The sequence below is a fragment of the Bacillus sp. AFS029533 genome (assembly GCF_002585125.1).
GTDB lineage: Bacteria > Bacillota > Bacilli > Bacillales > Bacillaceae_G > Gottfriedia > Gottfriedia luciferensis_B.
The window spans coordinates 1-18,200 of record NZ_NUQC01000040.1 but is presented as its reverse complement, the minus strand read 5'-3'; the positions used below and the strand labels follow the sequence as shown (position 1 = coordinate 18,200).

At 31.9% G+C, this 18,200-nt stretch carries 19 protein-coding genes; 3 read left to right on the top strand and 16 right to left on the bottom strand.

The features are described 5' to 3' along the window. Window positions 1-4: 4 nt before the first annotated feature. The 9 genes from efeB to COE53_RS19380 form a co-directional block, all read right to left on the bottom strand. Complete coding sequence (gene efeB / locus COE53_RS19420) at window positions 5-1,255, bottom strand: iron uptake transporter deferrochelatase/peroxidase subunit (RefSeq protein WP_069032460.1); 1,251 nt, start codon at window positions 1,253-1,255, stop codon at window positions 5-7. A gap of 1 nt (window position 1,256) precedes the next feature. Then, a complete protein-coding gene (efeO, locus tag COE53_RS19415; protein ID WP_069032459.1) occupies window positions 1,257-2,105 on the bottom strand; it encodes an iron uptake system protein EfeO in 849 nt (282 codons plus the stop codon). A gap of 280 nt (window positions 2,106-2,385) precedes the next feature. Next, complete coding sequence (locus COE53_RS19410) at window positions 2,386-3,693, bottom strand: D-arabinono-1,4-lactone oxidase (protein WP_091021420.1); 1,308 nt, start codon at window positions 3,691-3,693, stop codon at window positions 2,386-2,388. Continuing rightward, on the bottom strand, window positions 3,681-4,856 hold the full coding sequence (locus COE53_RS19405) for an alanine racemase (protein WP_069032458.1): 1,176 nt from the start codon (window positions 4,854-4,856) through the stop codon (window positions 3,681-3,683). Before COE53_RS19405 ends, COE53_RS19410 begins: the two co-directional genes overlap by 13 nt. Window positions 4,857-4,952: 96 nt before the next feature. After that, window positions 4,953-7,226: an AAA domain-containing protein gene (locus tag COE53_RS19400; RefSeq protein ID WP_069032457.1), complete on the bottom strand. Its 2,274-nt coding sequence runs from the start codon at window positions 7,224-7,226 to the stop codon at window positions 4,953-4,955. Window positions 7,227-7,600: 374 nt separating this feature from the next. After that, a complete protein-coding gene (locus COE53_RS19395) occupies window positions 7,601-7,990 on the bottom strand; it encodes a hypothetical protein (protein WP_069032456.1) in 390 nt (129 codons plus the stop codon). A 347-nt stretch (window positions 7,991-8,337) separates the two neighbouring features. After that, window positions 8,338-9,078 carry an esterase family protein gene (locus COE53_RS19390; protein WP_069032455.1) on the bottom strand — a complete coding sequence of 247 codons (741 nt, stop codon included), beginning with the start codon at window positions 9,076-9,078 and terminating at the stop codon, window positions 8,338-8,340. Between the two features lie 17 nt (window positions 9,079-9,095). After that, a complete protein-coding gene (locus tag COE53_RS19385; RefSeq protein ID WP_069032454.1) occupies window positions 9,096-10,283 on the bottom strand; it encodes an ATP-grasp domain-containing protein in 1,188 nt (395 codons plus the stop codon). A 130-nt stretch (window positions 10,284-10,413) separates the two neighbouring features. Next, window positions 10,414-11,244 carry an alpha/beta hydrolase gene (locus COE53_RS19380; RefSeq protein ID WP_069032453.1) on the bottom strand — a complete coding sequence of 277 codons (831 nt, stop codon included), beginning with the start codon at window positions 11,242-11,244 and terminating at the stop codon, window positions 10,414-10,416. Window positions 11,245-11,694: 450 nt separating this feature from the next. On the opposite strand from COE53_RS19380, the gene COE53_RS19375 reads away from it, so the two are divergent. Beyond that, the gene (locus tag COE53_RS19375) at window positions 11,695-12,207 is read left to right on the top strand and encodes a GNAT family N-acetyltransferase (RefSeq protein ID WP_069032452.1); all 513 of its coding nucleotides are present in this window, start codon (window positions 11,695-11,697) and stop codon (window positions 12,205-12,207) included. A gap of 76 nt (window positions 12,208-12,283) precedes the next feature. On the opposite strand, the gene COE53_RS19370 is transcribed toward COE53_RS19375, so the two are convergent. From COE53_RS19370 to COE53_RS19360, 3 genes are read right to left on the bottom strand one after another with little or no spacing between them, the layout of a single operon-like run. Continuing rightward, complete coding sequence (locus COE53_RS19370) at window positions 12,284-12,751, bottom strand: hypothetical protein (protein WP_091021421.1); 468 nt, start codon at window positions 12,749-12,751, stop codon at window positions 12,284-12,286. A gap of 56 nt (window positions 12,752-12,807) precedes the next feature. Beyond that, window positions 12,808-13,323: a hypothetical protein gene (locus COE53_RS19365; protein WP_069032450.1), complete on the bottom strand. Its 516-nt coding sequence runs from the start codon at window positions 13,321-13,323 to the stop codon at window positions 12,808-12,810. Next, a complete protein-coding gene (locus COE53_RS19360) occupies window positions 13,298-13,864 on the bottom strand; it encodes an RNA polymerase sigma factor (protein ID WP_069032449.1) in 567 nt (188 codons plus the stop codon). The genes COE53_RS19365 and COE53_RS19360 overlap by 26 nt, the downstream gene beginning before the upstream one ends. 207 nt (window positions 13,865-14,071) lie before the next feature. Here COE53_RS19360 and COE53_RS19355 point away from each other — a divergent pair, with 207 nt between their 5' ends. Then, window positions 14,072-15,046 (top strand): NAD(P)H-quinone oxidoreductase, encoded by a 975-nt coding sequence (locus COE53_RS19355; protein ID WP_069032448.1) that lies wholly within the window; start codon window positions 14,072-14,074, stop codon window positions 15,044-15,046. 26 nt (window positions 15,047-15,072) lie between these two features. Next, window positions 15,073-15,777 carry a DUF554 domain-containing protein gene (locus tag COE53_RS19350; protein ID WP_069032447.1) on the top strand — a complete coding sequence of 235 codons (705 nt, stop codon included), beginning with the start codon at window positions 15,073-15,075 and terminating at the stop codon, window positions 15,775-15,777. 41 nt (window positions 15,778-15,818) lie between these two features. On the opposite strand, the gene COE53_RS19345 is transcribed toward COE53_RS19350, so the two are convergent. From COE53_RS19345 to COE53_RS19330, 4 genes are all read right to left on the bottom strand, one after another. Then, complete coding sequence (locus tag COE53_RS19345) at window positions 15,819-16,517, bottom strand: YoaK family protein (protein ID WP_069032446.1); 699 nt, start codon at window positions 16,515-16,517, stop codon at window positions 15,819-15,821. A 274-nt stretch (window positions 16,518-16,791) separates the two neighbouring features. After that, a complete protein-coding gene (locus tag COE53_RS19340; protein WP_069032445.1) occupies window positions 16,792-17,496 on the bottom strand; it encodes a hypothetical protein in 705 nt (234 codons plus the stop codon). A 74-nt stretch (window positions 17,497-17,570) separates the two neighbouring features. Further along, window positions 17,571-17,822 carry a hypothetical protein gene (locus tag COE53_RS19335; protein ID WP_069032444.1) on the bottom strand — a complete coding sequence of 84 codons (252 nt, stop codon included), beginning with the start codon at window positions 17,820-17,822 and terminating at the stop codon, window positions 17,571-17,573. A gap of 99 nt (window positions 17,823-17,921) precedes the next feature. Then, the coding region (locus tag COE53_RS19330) for a GNAT family N-acetyltransferase (protein ID WP_142350424.1) at window positions 17,922-18,200 on the bottom strand (279 nt) is incomplete at its 5' end.

Sequence of the window (18,200 nt, the reverse complement as noted above, 5' to 3'; positions counted from 1 at the left end):
TCACCTAAAGTAATCCTTCGCCAATATAGCTTCCATTCTTAACCCCAGGGAAGCATGCAAATACTGCACTACCATTATGTTCAATGTATTCGTTCAATAAATCCATTTTCGCTAATTTATCTTGTAAAGGAATAAATTGTTTTTCTAAATCTCTTTGGAAACTAACAAATAGTAAGCCTGCATCTAATTTTCCCGTTTGGATATCAAGACCGTCAGTATATGAATAAGATCTTCTTAAAATTTTAATTTTACCTTTTCCTTTTGCTAAGGCAACATGTGAATCTGCAGGAATCAGTAATTTCCCATTATCATCTGTTTTCTTTAAATCGATTTTAGCAAATTCACTACTTTCACCGATTGGTGCACCAGATGATCTGTGACGACCAAATGTTTGTTCTTGATCTTGTAATGAACTGCGATCCCATTCCTCAACACGGATACGTATACGCCTTGCAACTAAATAAGAACCACCTGTTAGCCAAGCTGGGCCATCGCCATTTTGTACCCAAATATGTGAATTCATTTCTTTTTCATCTTTTGTATCTGGATTTCCAGTACCGTCTTTAAAACCCATTAGGTTCCTAGGTGTACTACCAGATGGATCCGCTCCAGATGAACGTTGGAAACCGTGCTGCATCCATTTTAAACTAACAGTCCCACGTCCAATTCGAATTAAGTTTCTTACACCATGAAAAGCAACTTGTTGATCGTTTGCACAAACTTGAACTACGATGTCTCCACCGTTCCATTCCTCTCTCAAATCATCACCAGGGAAATGAGGCAAATCTTTTAACCCCGATGGTTTACTAGATTGAATTGATAATCGGTCAAAAAATGAAGGGCCAACTCCAAATGTAAACGTAAGCTTCATTGGTTGTAAACCTGTTGCTTCCCCCGTATCAATTGGTGGTGATGAAGGAAAATCTGAATCACCTAGTTCCTTTCCTTCACTCATTAAAGCTGCTGCTTCAGTCCATTTTTTAAACATTGTTTTGACATCTGCTTTTGAAGTAGTTTCTAGTTTAAATGACGCCAAATACATAAAATCTTGAGCAGGAGTTGTAATACCTTGTTGCTTTTTACCATAAAACGGAAGTATCTCTCTTGCATCCGCTTTTGCTGGTGAAAAGAAATTAGTTACCTTTTCAGTAGCTGTTTCAATTCCAGTTGCACCAATAAGTATACCAGCCCCACCAACTCCAATAAGTTTTAATGCATCTCTTCTAGAAACTTTATTCGTTTCTAATTTTTTCATATTATTTAACCCCTAATGTTGACCCAACTTGAGAAATCGGTTCTGCTAATGCATCTACTTGTTGAGCCAATTTTTTCACTTCATCTTCTTTTAACTGTTTATAATCAACGTACTGATCACCTTTTTTATAAGTATTTAATGTTGTCATTAAATCATTGAATCTAGTTTCAATTGTTTTAGCTAAATCAGCATCTTTTGCTTTTAGTTTTTCTGATAATAATTGAACGATTTTATCTGAACCTTCCACGTTAGCTGCAAAATCAGCTAAATCAGTATGAGAATATCGCTCTTCTTCACCAGTAACTTTTGAAGATGATACTTCATTTAATAATTCAACAGGACCAGTTACAAATAATACAGGATCAATTTCAGCTGTTTCTACTTTTGCTCTTAAATAGTTCGCATCCTTCATAAGTTGTTCTGTATATTTTTCAAGACCTTTTGTTGTATTTTGAACCCAAAGAACTTGCTCAATTTTATGGAAACCAGTCCATTCATTTGCAGGTACATCACCTTCACGGGCATCAATTTTTGGATCTAAATCCCCAAATGATTCTGCTACAGGTTCAATTCTTTCGTAATATGAACGACTAATTGGATATAAACGTTTTGCCTCTGCCATGTTTCCTGCATTAATTGCATCAACGAACTTCTGTGTATTTGATACGAACTCTTCCGTTTGAGATACAACGAAATCTCTATAATTATTAATCTCAGAATCTAAATTTATTTTTGCTTCTACTTTTGATTCTTTTTTTACGTTACTAGCTTCTTCACTTTTTTGTGCACAACCTGCCATCATTAAACTAGTAGCAAGAGAAATTGCGATCATTGTAGTTTGCTTCTTCATGAAAATACCCCCGAAAAAATCTAAATTAAATATATGTAATTGATATTGATAATTCTTCTCATCACTTATCATAATACAATTGATAAATATTTTCAATTAGATTTTCATAAAAAAATGACTGAAGCTTGTTCAGTCATTTTAAATCTATCTATTATTTAGAGCGAGTTTTCCAAATTTATTCACTTAATGTTCGTACTTTTTAATTTAACCTCTTATATAATTAAGGTAGTACAGCTGATACTATTAAATTATTTAACAGCAAGTCATCTAACCAACAACTTTATTCAATCTTAAATAATTTCGCTAAATAAGCATTCACAAAAATATTATTCTTATCTAATTGACTTCGAATAGTAAGAAAGTTAGATAATGATGGATACGAGTGATTTAGTCTTTCTAAATTCATTGAATGCATTTTTCCCCAATGTGGTCTGCCGTTATAGCTTTGAAGAATTTCTTCTATTCTATTAAAATAGTCTTGATGCGGCATTCCTTTATACATATGGATCGCGATATACGCTGAATCACGCATCGAAGCAGGACTTATTAAAAAATTATCTCCTTGTACGAATCGACATTCGATTGGGAAATGGACGTTAAAACGTTTATTTTTTATTTCTTCTTGTATTTCTAAAGTCGCATCATTCATATATTCAGCTGGAATACTGTACTCCATTTCGTTAAATTTTACATTTCGAGTTGTTGAAAATAATTCATGGCTCGGTCCGACCATTCTTGAATTTGGAACACTGCTACCACTTATTTTACTAATTTGAGAACTACTTTTTGGAAAGTTTCTACTAAATTCACTTAATAACCAGAATGCTTTATTTTCAATGGTTGCTACCTTCCATTTCTCAAATTTAAATGAATGTTTCTTCGTTCTAGTTTCATTCATTATCTTTACTTGAACTTGATCAGAATAAGGGAATAAGTAAAACTCAAAATGTTCATTTTCTTTTTTCAAATTTAGTAGATTACTATAAACTTCATCAATCTTTATTTTTTTACTCTCAAAACGATACGTTTTAGCAGGCTTTATCCTAATTTTAAATTTAACAACTATGCCAAGTAGACCTAACGATACGCCAATTGCCCTATAAATATCTGTATTTTTTGTCTTTGAACAATCTAATAGATCACCAGATGGTAATACTACTGTCATCTCTTCGATTTGCGTAGATAAAATTCCGTGATCAATTCCTGTGCCATGCGTACCCGTTAAAAATGCTCCTGCAATCGATTGAACATTTATATCACCTAAGTTTTCTTGTGAAAAACCTGATTCATATAATTCATTTCCTAATTGTTCAAGCTTAGTTCCAGCCCAAACTTCGGCAATTTGTTCCTCTTTGTTGATAGAAATAACACCATTTAAATTATCTAGTGACAGTAAATAGTCGTTTGTTGAAATTAGTGGAGTAAATGAGTGACATGAACCTACTACTCTTATTTTCTTATTTTCCGAGTTAGCTTTTTTAACGAGGTTAACAACTTCTTCAATCGATGAAGGATAAAATACTTGATTCGGTTTAAACTTTACACTTCCAGACCAGTTTTTCCATAACATACTTTTCATAGGAAGCACCCCCTATCTCCTCTGTATGTTGTGAACCGGTCGATAATCTTATTTTTACTTACTACATATAAATGAGAAAAACGCTCAGCAATTTCACCAGACTTACTTGGTCTAAATAAAATTGCTTCTCCTATTTTTAAATCTTCATGACCTGAATAAAAAACTGGGGTTTGAACTTCACCAGCACCTTCTAGTGGTAATAAAGTACAATGATCTGGGGAATATGGAGTTGGTAATTTTTCTTTTCCTACAGCACCTGAAGCGATAAATCCTCCACTTGTGCATGTAAAAATCTTATCTGCTGGTTTTCGAATGATTGGTAAAGCAAAGCCTATTGCTGGTTGATATTGAAAATTTCTGTATTCATCAAATAATGTTGGAGCGTAAAATCCAGAGCCTACTGTTACTTCTGTAACCACTTTTTCCTTTGTCGTCGAATGAAGACTTCCAGTTCCTCCACCATTTACAAACTCAAGATGGTAGCCATCCTTTTCAATGTATTTAACAATATCTCTTCGTTTTTTCGCTATTTCACCTAATGATTTCGTCTTTAAAAACTGTATTATTTTATTTTTAATAAACTTATTTTTAGCGTCATCACCAACACCCGCAATTTGCGCCTCATATCCCATAATTCCTTCTAAGCGGACGTTCAATGATTGCAAAATATGGGTTAGTAGAGGTACTAAATCTCTAGGTTCTTTTATTGGTGACCTCCTAACTCCAAAATGAAACCCATAATATGATGTACTCATATCTATATCGATACAAAGTGGAATAACAATCTCATTTTTTGCTGCAATCTTTTCAATCATACTAATTTGTTCAGTCTGATCCACCATACAAATGATTTTTTTACCCTTTTTTATTTGTAATGCAATTTTATTTAATCCTATTACATCAACTGTTGGATAACCAATTAACAAATTATCGAATCCATTTTCAGCAAGAAAATCTGCTTCATGGGGGTTATAACACATTAGCCCTTCATAACAATCATTGCTCTCTAATATATATTTTAAAACTTGTACACTACGAATTGATTTTGTAGCAATTCGTATTTTCTTACCGTTTGATTTAGCTGCAATATCATCCACATTTTGAACAAAAGCATCCCAATCTAAAAAAGCACATGGCATAGACAATTTAGAAAATACCGATCGATCGACCATTTATTCACCTATCCCGTAGCATTTTATTATTAATTTATGCAATAAATTATTTAATAAGAATAAAAAAAATTACATAGAATACGCTCTATGTAACTTTTAATAATCGATAAATCCTTTTAATATTTGACATGTTAAAGGACAATTCAATCTCGCAGAGTTATTTGATTGGTTTAAACTAACATTTGACAAGGGTATACCATACCATAAAATTTCATTATCAATCATAATGAAAGGTTGAACTTGATCTTTTTTAATAAAACTTCTATTTTTTTGATTTTCAAAATACGATTCACTTATAAAGAGAATAGGTATCTCAACTTCATTGATAAGTTTTCGTATTTCCAAAGACATTTCAGATAAATTAGGCATGGAGACAACTATTTTTTTGTTAGCATTTTTTAGATCAGTTACTAATTCATTTTTCATGTCTATGGAATCATTTGAAAACAGTCTTAACCTCTTTGATATACTCTTTGAAAAAACCTTTTCAAACTCTTCTTTACTCACCTTGTATTCATTATCCATCTGGAAATGAATTAACTTATTAATCGTCTTTTTTGAATTTGTTTTACTTTTTATAAATGGAATATCTGCAATATGAATAAATTTGCCTCGAGCTCTAGTCAAAGCAACATTAATTAATCTTTCACTGTTTTGATCTGTTAGTAGTAATCCAGGAGAATATTGTGGTTTCGTATCAACTGAATCAAAAATGATTACGTCGCACTCCGCTCCTTGAAATCGGTGAACTGTTGCGATTTGTATTGGCAATTCTCGATATTTTGTTTTGCCGATCATCTCTTTATGGAGTGCGGTAAGTAACTTTGCCTGTGCTCTATATGGCGTAACAATTCCAATTGACTTGACCCCATCTACTATACTTGAAAGAATACATTGAATTGCAATAATCGCAGAGCCTAAATTATATCTAGAATTCGTATTTGAATCTTTTAATGCATAAGTTTTAAGAAATTGTGAATTTATTAAACTATTTGCTTCCATTGGAAACGGTCTATGTTTAGCGATTTCCTGTCTTTTTTTTACAGAAGGATGATCAAACACTAACGAATGATAGATTTCTTTATTTGTAAATCCAGAAATGGCCGGATGCATTCTCCTTTGTTGATTCAGTAAAACTAAATTAATTAATTGTTCACCATTTTCTATTTTTTGGACAATTCCTGTATGGTGAAATAAATCTTCTTGTAGCCATTTTTTCACAAATTCATTATGAAAACATGATGCAATTGGTGGTAATTGTTTAAAATCTCCACATACAACAATTCTTTTCCCTAATGTTGAAGCAAAGGCGATTTGTGGTGTATACGCCATACTAATTTCATCAACAATCACTAAATCGAACTGGCGTAAATAGATTAAAGGATCTATTGAACATTTTGATAATGTAGTTCCAATCACTTTTGCTTGATCAATCAATTCCTTTTCTTTTTCACGAATTTCCCCTCGAATTTTATTTAACTTATTTTGAATTTTACTTAAATCATCTAATTCTTTTTTTGAGGCTGCACCTCTTCTAGCTTTCCTTAACATCGAGTGCTTTCGTTCATCTAAATTTTCCAACTCATATTGATTTATACTTCCATTTACTTCTACAAGCTTTGAAGAAAGGACGTCTTCATGTTGTAATAATACTTCATCTTTTGTATACCCATAGCGGACAATCTCGCCACTTTTCCATTTATCTTTCTGTTCTAATTCATGAATTACATTTTTCATTAATACATCTACTGCAGCATTAGAATGAGCTATTACTAAAACGGACTTATTTTTTTCGTAATGTTTTAAAATAATATTCGTTAAATTATAAGATTTCCCAGTACCTGGTGGACCCCATATATATGTTGTTGCATTATAAAACGAACGATAAATTAACTCCTGCTTTGTTGAAACTTCTTTCTTCATTTTACTTAAATGTTTAGCGGTTGAATCAGCATTCATTAGCTTCATAATTCTTTTTTGTTTACTACGATAATCTTTTATTTCCTCAAGTCTTTCAATTAATTGATCTAGTAACTCCCATGGTTCATTAAAAAGTTCTGCATATGGAATTGTTGAAGTAATTCTTTCATTTATTTTAATTTCAACTTGAGAGCCTTTAAATGACAACAATTCACCTTGATACTCTTGATTTTCTATTTTTATTCGAACCGGCGTTCCTTCTGGGGCAAAAATTTCTGCATAAATCGTAAACAAGATCACCGTACTTTGTCCAATTTGGTATAGAGGAGTCCCCTTAGAAAGGGTATAACTTCTCCCACCATGAAATTTCAAATAATTTCGTTCCGCTTCAATTGCTGTTTGCCATTCTGTAATTAACTTATTTACTTCATTTAGTGTATTTACAATCATTTATTTCACCTTATTAATTTCGAAATTGATATTTAAAGATTTCACTTTAGTCATTTATATTGCGTTAGGGAGTCCTTCTTAAATTTGTGGAAATCCATTAACAAACGCTCCTTAACTATAAAAATTAAACATTTATAGTAATTTACTTATCATACACTAGTTCATACAGTTTATTAAATTATTACAACTTATCAATCAGTTAAAATATTGTCGATTTTTTGATTGATTTTTTAGTGTAATTAGCCACAACCTGTACTTATTAAAAATTCTTTTCCTTTCCAAAAAAGATTCCCACCTGATAAAAAAGGAGAATGATTTCATTATGAAATCATTCCCCTCGAATAGTATGTAAATTTATTTAGAGTAATATCTCTTCATTGACTAACTAAACGTTTTTCAAAATCCGCCTTAAACAGCAGAATAGCATCGATATTAACAGCAAAATCGTGGTCACTCATATTAAAATTAGTGATATATTCGTCAGACCTCTCACGAACCATAATTGTTGGACGGATATTGTCTCCAATAGTGTCCAGAGTTACACCACTTCCATAAAAATACCAGTTCGTTTCAGTAGCCTTATTTGCTGCATTAGATAAGTCATTTTTTATTATTTCGCATAGATTATCCATAAAATCTTCATTCAGATTAATGACTTTTCCAAATTCACCTTCAACAGTTAGATCGGCATCTCCATACCAAATATTCCTGCTTGTTCTCTTCCCGTCATTGGAAGTATAAGTTTCATCATACAAAATATTCATTTTCATTACCCCCTGTTAAAATATAATTTCTTCTCACTATCATACCTCAATTAGAAATTGTTAATTAGCATGCTAATGTCTCACTAAACTTGAGTTAGTCATTTGTTATTTTAAGGTGAAGAGAATATGAGTAACTAAAAGAATCATAAACGGTAGCTATAATCACTTTTAGATAGGTTAATACAAGTGTTAGTTGAATAAATTATAATATTTTAATATTAAAATATAAAAAGAGCTACCTAAATAAAGTAGCCCTATAAAGTATTAAGTGCTTATTGCCAAAGTTTCGTTTCTTTTAAGTTTCAATAAAAATCTTATCTTAAAAAAACTGATGTTTTTATGATTTATTATTTAAATAATTCCCCTAAATAATACGGCATTTGTTTGCGCCACCAAACCCAGTCATGCGAAACATCTTCGCCCCACTCATCAAACCATGCTTTAATTTGTTTTTCTTCAAAGGCTTCTTTTAATGTTTTGTACGACGGCAGCCCGTCTTGTTCCCAATCACCTAGCCCGGTACATAATATGATATCTGCTGAACGGTATCGATCAATAAACCAGCCGTCATTTTGGTTCCATATGTAATCACTTGGTGAATTTTCGTATACAAGAGGATCATTTCCGTAGTCCCCAAAAAAGAAACGTACATCGTAAACACCGCTAAGTGCAACCGTTGTTTGGAAAACATCCGGATGTCTTAGGAAAAAGTTCAATGCATGATATGCCCCCATACTACATCCCGTTGTCATCATTGGATCAAACCAACCTGTTTTATGTTTAATAAATGGAATAGCTTCTGAAATCACATAACGATCATATGCTTCATGGGCTAATGCACGGTCATGTACTGATTTTGAGTCGTGTAGCCAACTTTCACTATCTATAGTAGACAGTGTAAAAAACTGAACTTTACCAGATTCAATAAAGTCATGACACACATCAATCATTCCAAAATTATTGTATTCAAAATGAGTCCCCCCAGATGAAGGGAAAACTAGGATTGGCATGCCACTATGTCCATATCTGTTTAACTGCATTTCGCGTCCTAATTCTCCACTCCAATGGCTTAAATGTTCTATATTCATTGAAAAATCTCCTATCCTTATACGTTTACAATGCTGCAATTTTTACGTTCATGTACAAAACGAATAATGTCATCGACTTCTTCCTGCGAATCTGCATTAATCGCATAAAATTGATTTCCTTGTAGTTCCGCAAACGCATCTGGAATACGCTTTTCAAACTTCACGCGGTCGCCAAATTGTTCATAAATAGCATTTGTATCGTGGTTATACTCATATGCATCACGCTGTGTTATACCGACACAATACTGGTTTTCGATATCGGATTCCTTAATTTTTTCACCTGTCACAATAGAAGCATACTGAGCAAATAAATCTATAGAGTATGCAAAATTGTACATATCTATCGTGTATCCTCCAGCTAAGCGGTTATTATATTCAAGTGCAACATAACCCCCATCTTCTAATTTAAAAAACTCAATATGGAAAAAGCGTTCTTTCATCCCAAAAGCTTTCACAATTGCCTTCCCATAAGTTTCGAGCCTAGGATCAATTTCTTTTTGAATCACATAAGCTAAATCCAACTGACCTTTAACAAGTTCCAGAGTTGGCACATTATATGTAAAGCTTGTTTGGAAAACAATATTCCCTTTTTGATCGACTAAACCATCAAATGTACAAAGCACGCCTCCTTCGACATATGGTTCAATGAAGTACACTTGTTCTTCATCCCATACTTCTTCAAAATGGCGTACAGCCTCTTCTGAACATAATTTAAAAGTTGCAGCTGATCCAACACCATTATCCGGTTTAGCAATAACTGGCAGTCCTAATTCATCAATGGCTTTCGTTAAGTCATTTTTAGTTTTAACGACTTTTCCATCTACAACAGGCACACCTGCTTTTTTAAACAGCTTTTTCATTTCAGATTTATATTTAACTTTTTTCAAGTCACTCGGTTTATTTCCGTATACATTAAATTGTTCTCGCAACTGTGCATCAAGTTCTAGCCAGTATTCGTTATTGGATTCAATGCGATCAATCGGACCATGTTTATAAAATAAAAATGCAACAGCACGTTTCACTTCATCTAGATCTTCTAAATTATTCACACGATAATATTCTGTTAAAGAGTTTTGTAGTTTGGAACCTAATTGGTCATATGGCTCTTCGCCAATACCTAATACATTAACACCTGCGGCTTTCAAACGATGAGCAAATGCCTGGAAATTTTCTGGATAAAATGGAGAGATCAAAATATAATTCATAAAAATGCTCCTTTCTTACTATGAAAAAATAGATTATTGATACAATATATTTCAATATAAAATTAATCTAAGCCTTTTAAAAATAAGTAAGATATATCAAATTTAAGTCAATTGTCATTATTTAGTTCAATTAAGACCATTTCTCACTTAAGAAAAATAAACATTCTGGTAAGTGTTTTGCCCAAGCTTTTTCATCATGTACTTCATCTGCAAAAATATTTAAACAAATGCTATCAATTGGAACAGAGCCTTTTATCAGTTGTATATAATACTTAAGCGAGCAATCAATATATGCTTGCTTCATATTTCCATACATCAATTGTCGATCAGTATCATCGCCTTCCTGAGTACCGACTTGAATATACACTCGCTGTTCAGGATCTAGCTCTTTACTAGCAATATACTGATCAAATGCTTTACTTGTAATCCAATTGGCTAAAGAAAAAATACCTAAACCACCAATTTGATCTTTATATTCAACACCCATAAAAGCCGAAATATTTCCTCCAAGTGAGCTACCAATCACCGCTGTATGATATTTATCCGATTTAGTTCGATATTGCTTATCAATGAACGGCTTCACGACTGTCATGACAAAATCAGCAAATTCCGCGCCTTTCCCACCTAGTTCATAATCTTCAGGAAGAGGGCTTTCAGTAATTTTCCAAGGCGTATATTCATTAATTCGGTCTTGTCCACCGTTATCGATCCCAACAACAATCATCTTCGGTAAATCAGGGTTTTGTTTAATTGCCGGAATCACTTTCCATGAATACCCACTATAAGATTCACTACTATAGAAAATATTTTGACCATCATGCATATAGACAACTGGATAATTTTGATCCTTGTCTTCTTCATAATTTTTCGGCAATAAAACACGCACGCGACGTTTTTCATTTTTATAAGACATATGTAATTGATGTGTTTCTAGTTTTAAATAAAAATAGGATTGGTTCATTTTAACTTCCTCGCTCCTTTATACTTACCTTTAGAAATCCAACTGCTTAATTTCTTCTAATAAATAAGTGTTTGATAAATATAAATCAGACTAGGAAGAGTACTCTTCAATAAATTTAAATACTCCTATGTTCTAATTGCTACATTTAAATCTAAATCTATTAAACTTTGATGCTAACCAATAACCTATATAAATGTTTTTATCAGCTGTTACCACATTAGTCTGAAAAATCATTTGTAATTAATTCAACGAAAATAGACTAGATTCCTTCTTGAACATTTATGTCAAATAATGAAATAGAGAATAACCGGTAAATGAATATCCTCTATTTCACGTATTGGAAGATAGTTTCCTAAGGAACAAGAATTATAATATGAAAAAATTTTACGGTCTGTATAAAAAGTTCTAAAATAAGAAGAGATAACAAATTAAATTTGGGGGAAAGAAAAAATGATTAGGGAAGCTACTCAAAATGATTTAAATGACATTTTAGAGATTTATAACGATGCTATTCTTAATACAACTGCTGTTTATACATATAAACCACAAACGCTAGAAAGCAGACAAATTTGGTTTGAACAAAAGATGGATGAAGGGTTTCCAATACTAGTTTGCGAACTTGATCAAAAAGTCGTTGGATTTGCTACATTCGGGCCCTTTAGAGCTTGGCCGGCCTATAAATATTCGATTGAGCATTCAGTTTATGTAAATAATGAATACAGAAAAAAGGGTATTGCCACTTCATTAATGAAAGAATTAATCTCAATTGCCAAAGAAAGAGAGTATATGACTTTAATTGCTGGAATTGATGCAGATAATGAAAAAAGTATTGCCATGCATAAAAACTTCGGATTTGTTTATTCAGGTACTATTAAAAAGGCAGGTTATAAATTTAATAGATGGCTTGACTTGTCCTTTTATCAATTAGATCTTGATGGTCCAAAAAATCCTACAGAAGAATAAATTAGTAATCTAGTAAGGGTATGTTTTGATTAATATTTTTCAAAACATACCCTTTCTTATTCTAACGAAAAACGTTCTATTTTACCTCTAAAGCAAAAGCATAAAAAGCATCGCCATGTGATAAGTGCTCTTCTTTTTTATCCATCCAATATACTCCATATGAGTAATAATATACTCCTTTATTAATAGGTGCTGAAAATTGATTCTTCACTAATTCTATTTCAATTTCATTATTATTATTTATTTGACTTAAGTGGATTTCATTTGGTTTGGGATAATAATCCATTATAATTTTAACGGTTTCGCCAGGTTTTACTTCAATCGGCTTTCTCTCCTTAAGCAGCTCGACCGGTCCAGCCGTATCAACGCATTCTCCCTGTCTTTTCGATTGCCAACAATATGTACCTAAAATCGTATCATATGTTTGATTCTCCACTTGAACCATTGTTTTTGGAGGCTTATTCCCTTTCATTCCATTATTTGCTGAACATCCAGTGAAAATGAGAAAGAAAAAAAGTATCGATACACTTAACAATTTTGACATATTGGACACTCCCTATTTTCAAATTGGACTCAAAATTTTATTAAAAAAGTCATCATTCATTTTTCAGTTTCTACAAACTTTAAGATTGTTCCGTCCTCTTGTTTTACAATAATGACTTTCGGGTCTTCATTCGTTAAAAAAATTTTATCTCCAACATTTAACATGTTAGAGGAAAAATTGTCTTTCGGAATCGTATTATTTTTAACAACTTCTTGAACTACACCAATTTGGTCTTTAAGTATAATTTCCTTACTATGTAAAATTCCTTCAAACCGATAACCTGCCCCGTTTACTATTAATAGTCCAATACTAGCATCTGCAGAAGTACTTTTCGATTCATTTGTAATTCCTATGTCTTCTTTTAGTCCCTTTTTAATTGGTGAGTTAATAAAAATTGTAAAAGCCAGAAATAAAAGAATCCCAACTGAAACAAGCGGTTTTCGAATTCGATTATACCCCCAATTTGAATTGGCTTTATTCCATATTCGTTCATATGTGACGGAAGAATTATGTTGATCTAACTTCTTCTGAAGAGTGTGTTTCATTTCAGAAATAGGATTGTTTTCCACCACTAAGTTCTCCCTCCTTCAGTTTTTCTTCTACTTTAAACAGTTCGTTTTTCGATAAACGATTTCTTAATTTTGTCAGCGCGTAATTAAGCCTTGATTTACATGTACCAATCGGAATATTTAAAGAGACCGCCACTTCATCTAATTTAAGTTCTAAATAATAATGAAGAACGATCACTTCCTTACTCTTCTGGGGTAATAAATTTATCTCTATCCATAGATGATCTTCCATTTCATTTTGTAAAATCGATTGTTCAACTTCATTTTCAGTTGGAACATCATAATGAATGCCGAAAAGTTTCTTAATTTTTTGCATACGTATCATATTACGGGTGATATTTACTGTCATTCGATAAATCCAAGGTTCAATTGCTTTTGTTTGATCAAACAGATGGAATTTTTTTATGATGCGAATGAACGTCTCTTGCGTAATATCATCTGCCAATACTTTTGATTTTGTTAAAAAGTAAGCGGTACGATACACCATTGACGAGTGATTATTAAATAATTCTTCTAAACGATTTTTGTCAATTCTCTCAGACACTATTTCTCCTCCTTTCACCACATACTCTATATACACTTAAAAACCGATTAAAGTTCGAAGTTTTTTTAAAATTTTTCCTCCAAAATTAATTTTAAAAAAGTGAGTAGGAAAAATATACAAATTTCATCAATCCGAGTTTTTAAAATATTCTTTCGATTAGTTATATAGTATGATAGGAATTAAATTAATTAAAGGTGGGTTTTTAGAATGAAGGCAGTTCAAATTGATGAATCAAAGCATTTATTTATTGACGATTATCAGATGCCTGTTTTAGGTGAGAATGAGCTACTTGTTAAAGTTCATGCTACGGCTATTAATCGAGCTGACTTACTTCAAAAACATGGTAAGTATCCCGTACCTAAAGGCGCATCACCTATTTTAGGTTTAGAAATGTCAGGGATTGTTGAACAAGTTGGGTCTAATGTAACAGACTGGAAAGTAGGAGATCGTGTTTGTAGTTTATTGCCAGGCGGAGGTTATGCGCAGTATGTATCTATTCCTTCAGATTTGGCAATTTCAATTCCAGATCATTTTTCGTTCGAAGAGGCTGCGGCTATACCCGAAGTGTTTTTGACAGCTTATTTAAATTTATTTGAATTAGGTAGATTAAAAGAAAATGAAACTGTATTAATTCATGCCGGAGCTAGTGGTGTTGGGACTGCTGCTATTCAGCTTGCAAGAGAATTTGGTGCAAGTTCAATCGTTACTGCTGGGAATGAAATGAAACTTGCAGCTTGTACTGATTTAGGTGCAAACCATGTGATTAACTATAAAAATGAAGATTTTAAAACCGTAGTCGAAAAAGTTACTGATCATGTAGGAGTAGACGTCATTTTAGATTTTGTTGGTGCATCTTATTTCCATCAAAACTTACAATCATTAAATAGTAATGGTAGACTAATTTTGATTGGTACAATGGGTGGAGTTAAAGTGAACGATGTGAACTTATTACCACTTTTGACAAAAAGAATTTCCATTATAGGGAGTACTTTGCGTTCACAAACACTTGAGCAAAAAATCTATTTAACAAATCAATTCAAAAAATATGTCTTACCACTTTTTACGAATAAGAAAATAAAACCGATTATTGATTCTGTGTATAGTTGGCAAGAAGTGAATGAAGCTCATACGCGAATGGAGAACAATTTAAATATCGGAAAAATAGTTTTAAAAATAGATTAATTATATGTAAGTTAAAGGGGATAATTATGGTACTACTCGGTTCAATTGTTAATGCAGCAGCTATTATTTTTGGCTCTTTACTAGGTTTGTTTATTAAAAGAATTCCAGATCGAATGAAAAACCTAGTAACTCAGTCAATTTCTCTCGTAATTATTGTCATAGGATTTACTTTAGCTATGAAAACAAATCAAGTTCTAATCGTCGTTTTCAGCTTATCGCTAGGTGCGGTTGTAGGAGAATGGCTAGATATCGAAAGTAAATTAGATAAATTAGGTTTATTTATCGAAAGTAAATTTCATTCTAAAAGCGAAGGCTCTATTTCTAAAGGATTTGTTACGTCCACTTTATTATTCTGTGTTGGCGCAATGGCTATACTTGGAGCACTAGATAGCGGACTTCGTCATAATCATGAAATTTTATATACAAAATCAATGATGGACGGATTTTTATCAATCATTTTAACTTCGACTCTTGGCATTGGCGTGTTATTCTCTGCTGTCCCAGTGTTAATCTATCAAGGATTCATTGCCATTTTTGCCTCATTTGTACCGAATCTAGTAACACAGCATTTATTAAGTTCAATTATTGCTGAAATCTCAGGTACAGGAGGAATTTTATTAATCGCTCTTGGTTTGAATTCTTTAGGTTTAATAAAAATAAAAATTGGAAATATGTTACCTTCTATTTTATTTGCACTTATTATTGTTTGTTTCATACAGTTTTTCAAATAAGATGACTAAAATGAGCCCCGAAAAAGGGCTCATTTTTTAAATTAATGGAGTTTCTTTCTAAAATAACCTTTGTCTTTGTGATATAAGATTAACGCTACAATTAATACTCCTGCAGCAATCCAAACAGCTTGGTTCCCAATATACTTAGTCGAAAGACTCCCAAACAATGCGCCAAATGAAAAGGAAAAGATAATAACGAGAAACTCTTTAAATTTTGTTTTTGCTTCTTTGTCATGATTTACAAATGCTGTATACGCTGCCTGTGAAGCAATTCTAATATTACCGGTTGTCATAGTTGAATTGTATGTCCATTTATCTAAATGGGTGAAAGTTGAAATTTGTAATGATGAGACAAAGGAGATGCAAACAGTTACAACTATATTAGGTACACTACTAGGTAATAATCCTACAATCAATAATACACTACATTCTAATAAGAGAATTGAACGTCTATAGCTGTATAATAGCTCTCTTAAACGTGGATGTTTAACGGATTCAGCAACTAAAACACCAAGAATAAAGGCTATAATAGGTAAAATATAATCAACAGAGTTTTTCCAATTTCCAAATGATAGATTTATTGCCAAAAGCACAAGATTTCCTGTTTGCGCATTGGCAAATACACCATCTCTACTTATAAAAGTATACCCATCTAAAAAGCCACCTACTAAAGCTAACAATAATCCAAGATAGACTGAATTTGATGATAATGATGGAACTATTTTTTGTTTAGATTTCAATCTAGTTCTCCTACTTCTATTACTAACTTAGCACAATCATAACACACTTATTATGTAAATAAATGTGAACAAAAATCCAACAATTACATTTAAAAAATAATCATTTTTTCACTTTGGTTGTTAGTTTTTTTAATGGATCTGTTTAATTTTTAACAATAATCTACTTTGAATTTCCAAAGCAAATTATCCTATTTATTTAAGTTAAAATGCCAATTAAACAAAAAAAAATCGACTATATAGTCGATCATGAAATTCAACTAAAACATGCGTTAATTCAATAAGATTCGTATTCAAAAATAGCCCAAGGAAGCCAATAAACTGGTTCAGTTCCAAGTTTTTCGTCATTTGCAATGTCACAACATCTCTCTGCTTCAGCAAGTGATTTAATAAAACCATTTTTATTTAATGAAAAATCAAACTGATTTTTAAACTCATTTTCTAATCCGTTACACAAATAAGAATGGAATGTATTTGTTTCATACCCTAAGATCTCATAGCCTTTTATTGAAGTAGTTCCATCAACAATAAATTCTTTCCTTAGTAGAATATTCTCTAGGCCAGTTCTTTCCTCTGAGGTCTTAATTATTGTGTCTTCCTCATCTAAAAAACTTTCTAAATAATTATTAGGTAGTCCAATACCTATTATTTTTAAGTCTTTTACATCACTTAAAAATGTGCTAAAAAACTCATTTGCTATATTTAATGATGGTAAGATTTGAGGATATTCGAATTCTCTCAAGTCAAACTTATCTTGGATCCATTTTTCCATCTCTTTGTATTTAACTTCCGAAATATTAAGATCTTTAATGTATTTTAGTTTATTTACCTTCGAACCACCCCAAAATATATTGATTTCAGGATGCATATCACAAATGCACTCACTTACTGACACAATTCTATTAGGGATTATTTCTTTATCCATATATTCTTGTCTAATAGTAGGAGCTATAATGTAATATCCCCCTGAAATAAAATCCATTAATTCACCTCATTAAAATAATATAATTATATAGTTCTAATGCAACTAAATTATTGCATTAGTTGCATTACAGTTTAAATATTTGCGATTGAAATTAGTTCATCAACACCTATTAGGTAATCTTCATTTGTTTCCTCATGGAAAACAAAAAAACAAGTTTCTCCATTTGCTCCTTCGAATGCTATATTCATCATTTGAACTTTTGAAAATGGATTATTTGAATTTCCTAATTCATAACCAGATTTAAATTCAAAGATGTACCATCTATCTTCTTCAAGAGTATATTCTGTGTTTTCTATTACTATATTTAAAAACATTTTACTCATTCTTATATCCTCTTATCTTTAGAATATAGACTTCTTATGTAACGAACGCAGTGCTTTAGTTACATAAGCAATTTTTTTAAATAGATTATTTCATATTTTCTATACTACGATTAAACCATCTTTTTCTAAGAATTCATTCCACTCTTCTCGCAATAACCCCATACGAATTGAGTCATAATAATTCCCATCATAAAAACGACATTTTCTTAATCTTGCTTCCATTGTCATTCCTAATTTTTCCCCAACTTTAATCATACGATGATTACCCGACCAAGTTGTATAACCTACACGTACAAGAGGCAATGTATTAAATAAATGATTAATCCAAAGTTTTAAAGCTCTTGTACCAAAACCTCCGCTCCAATAGTTGGGATCATA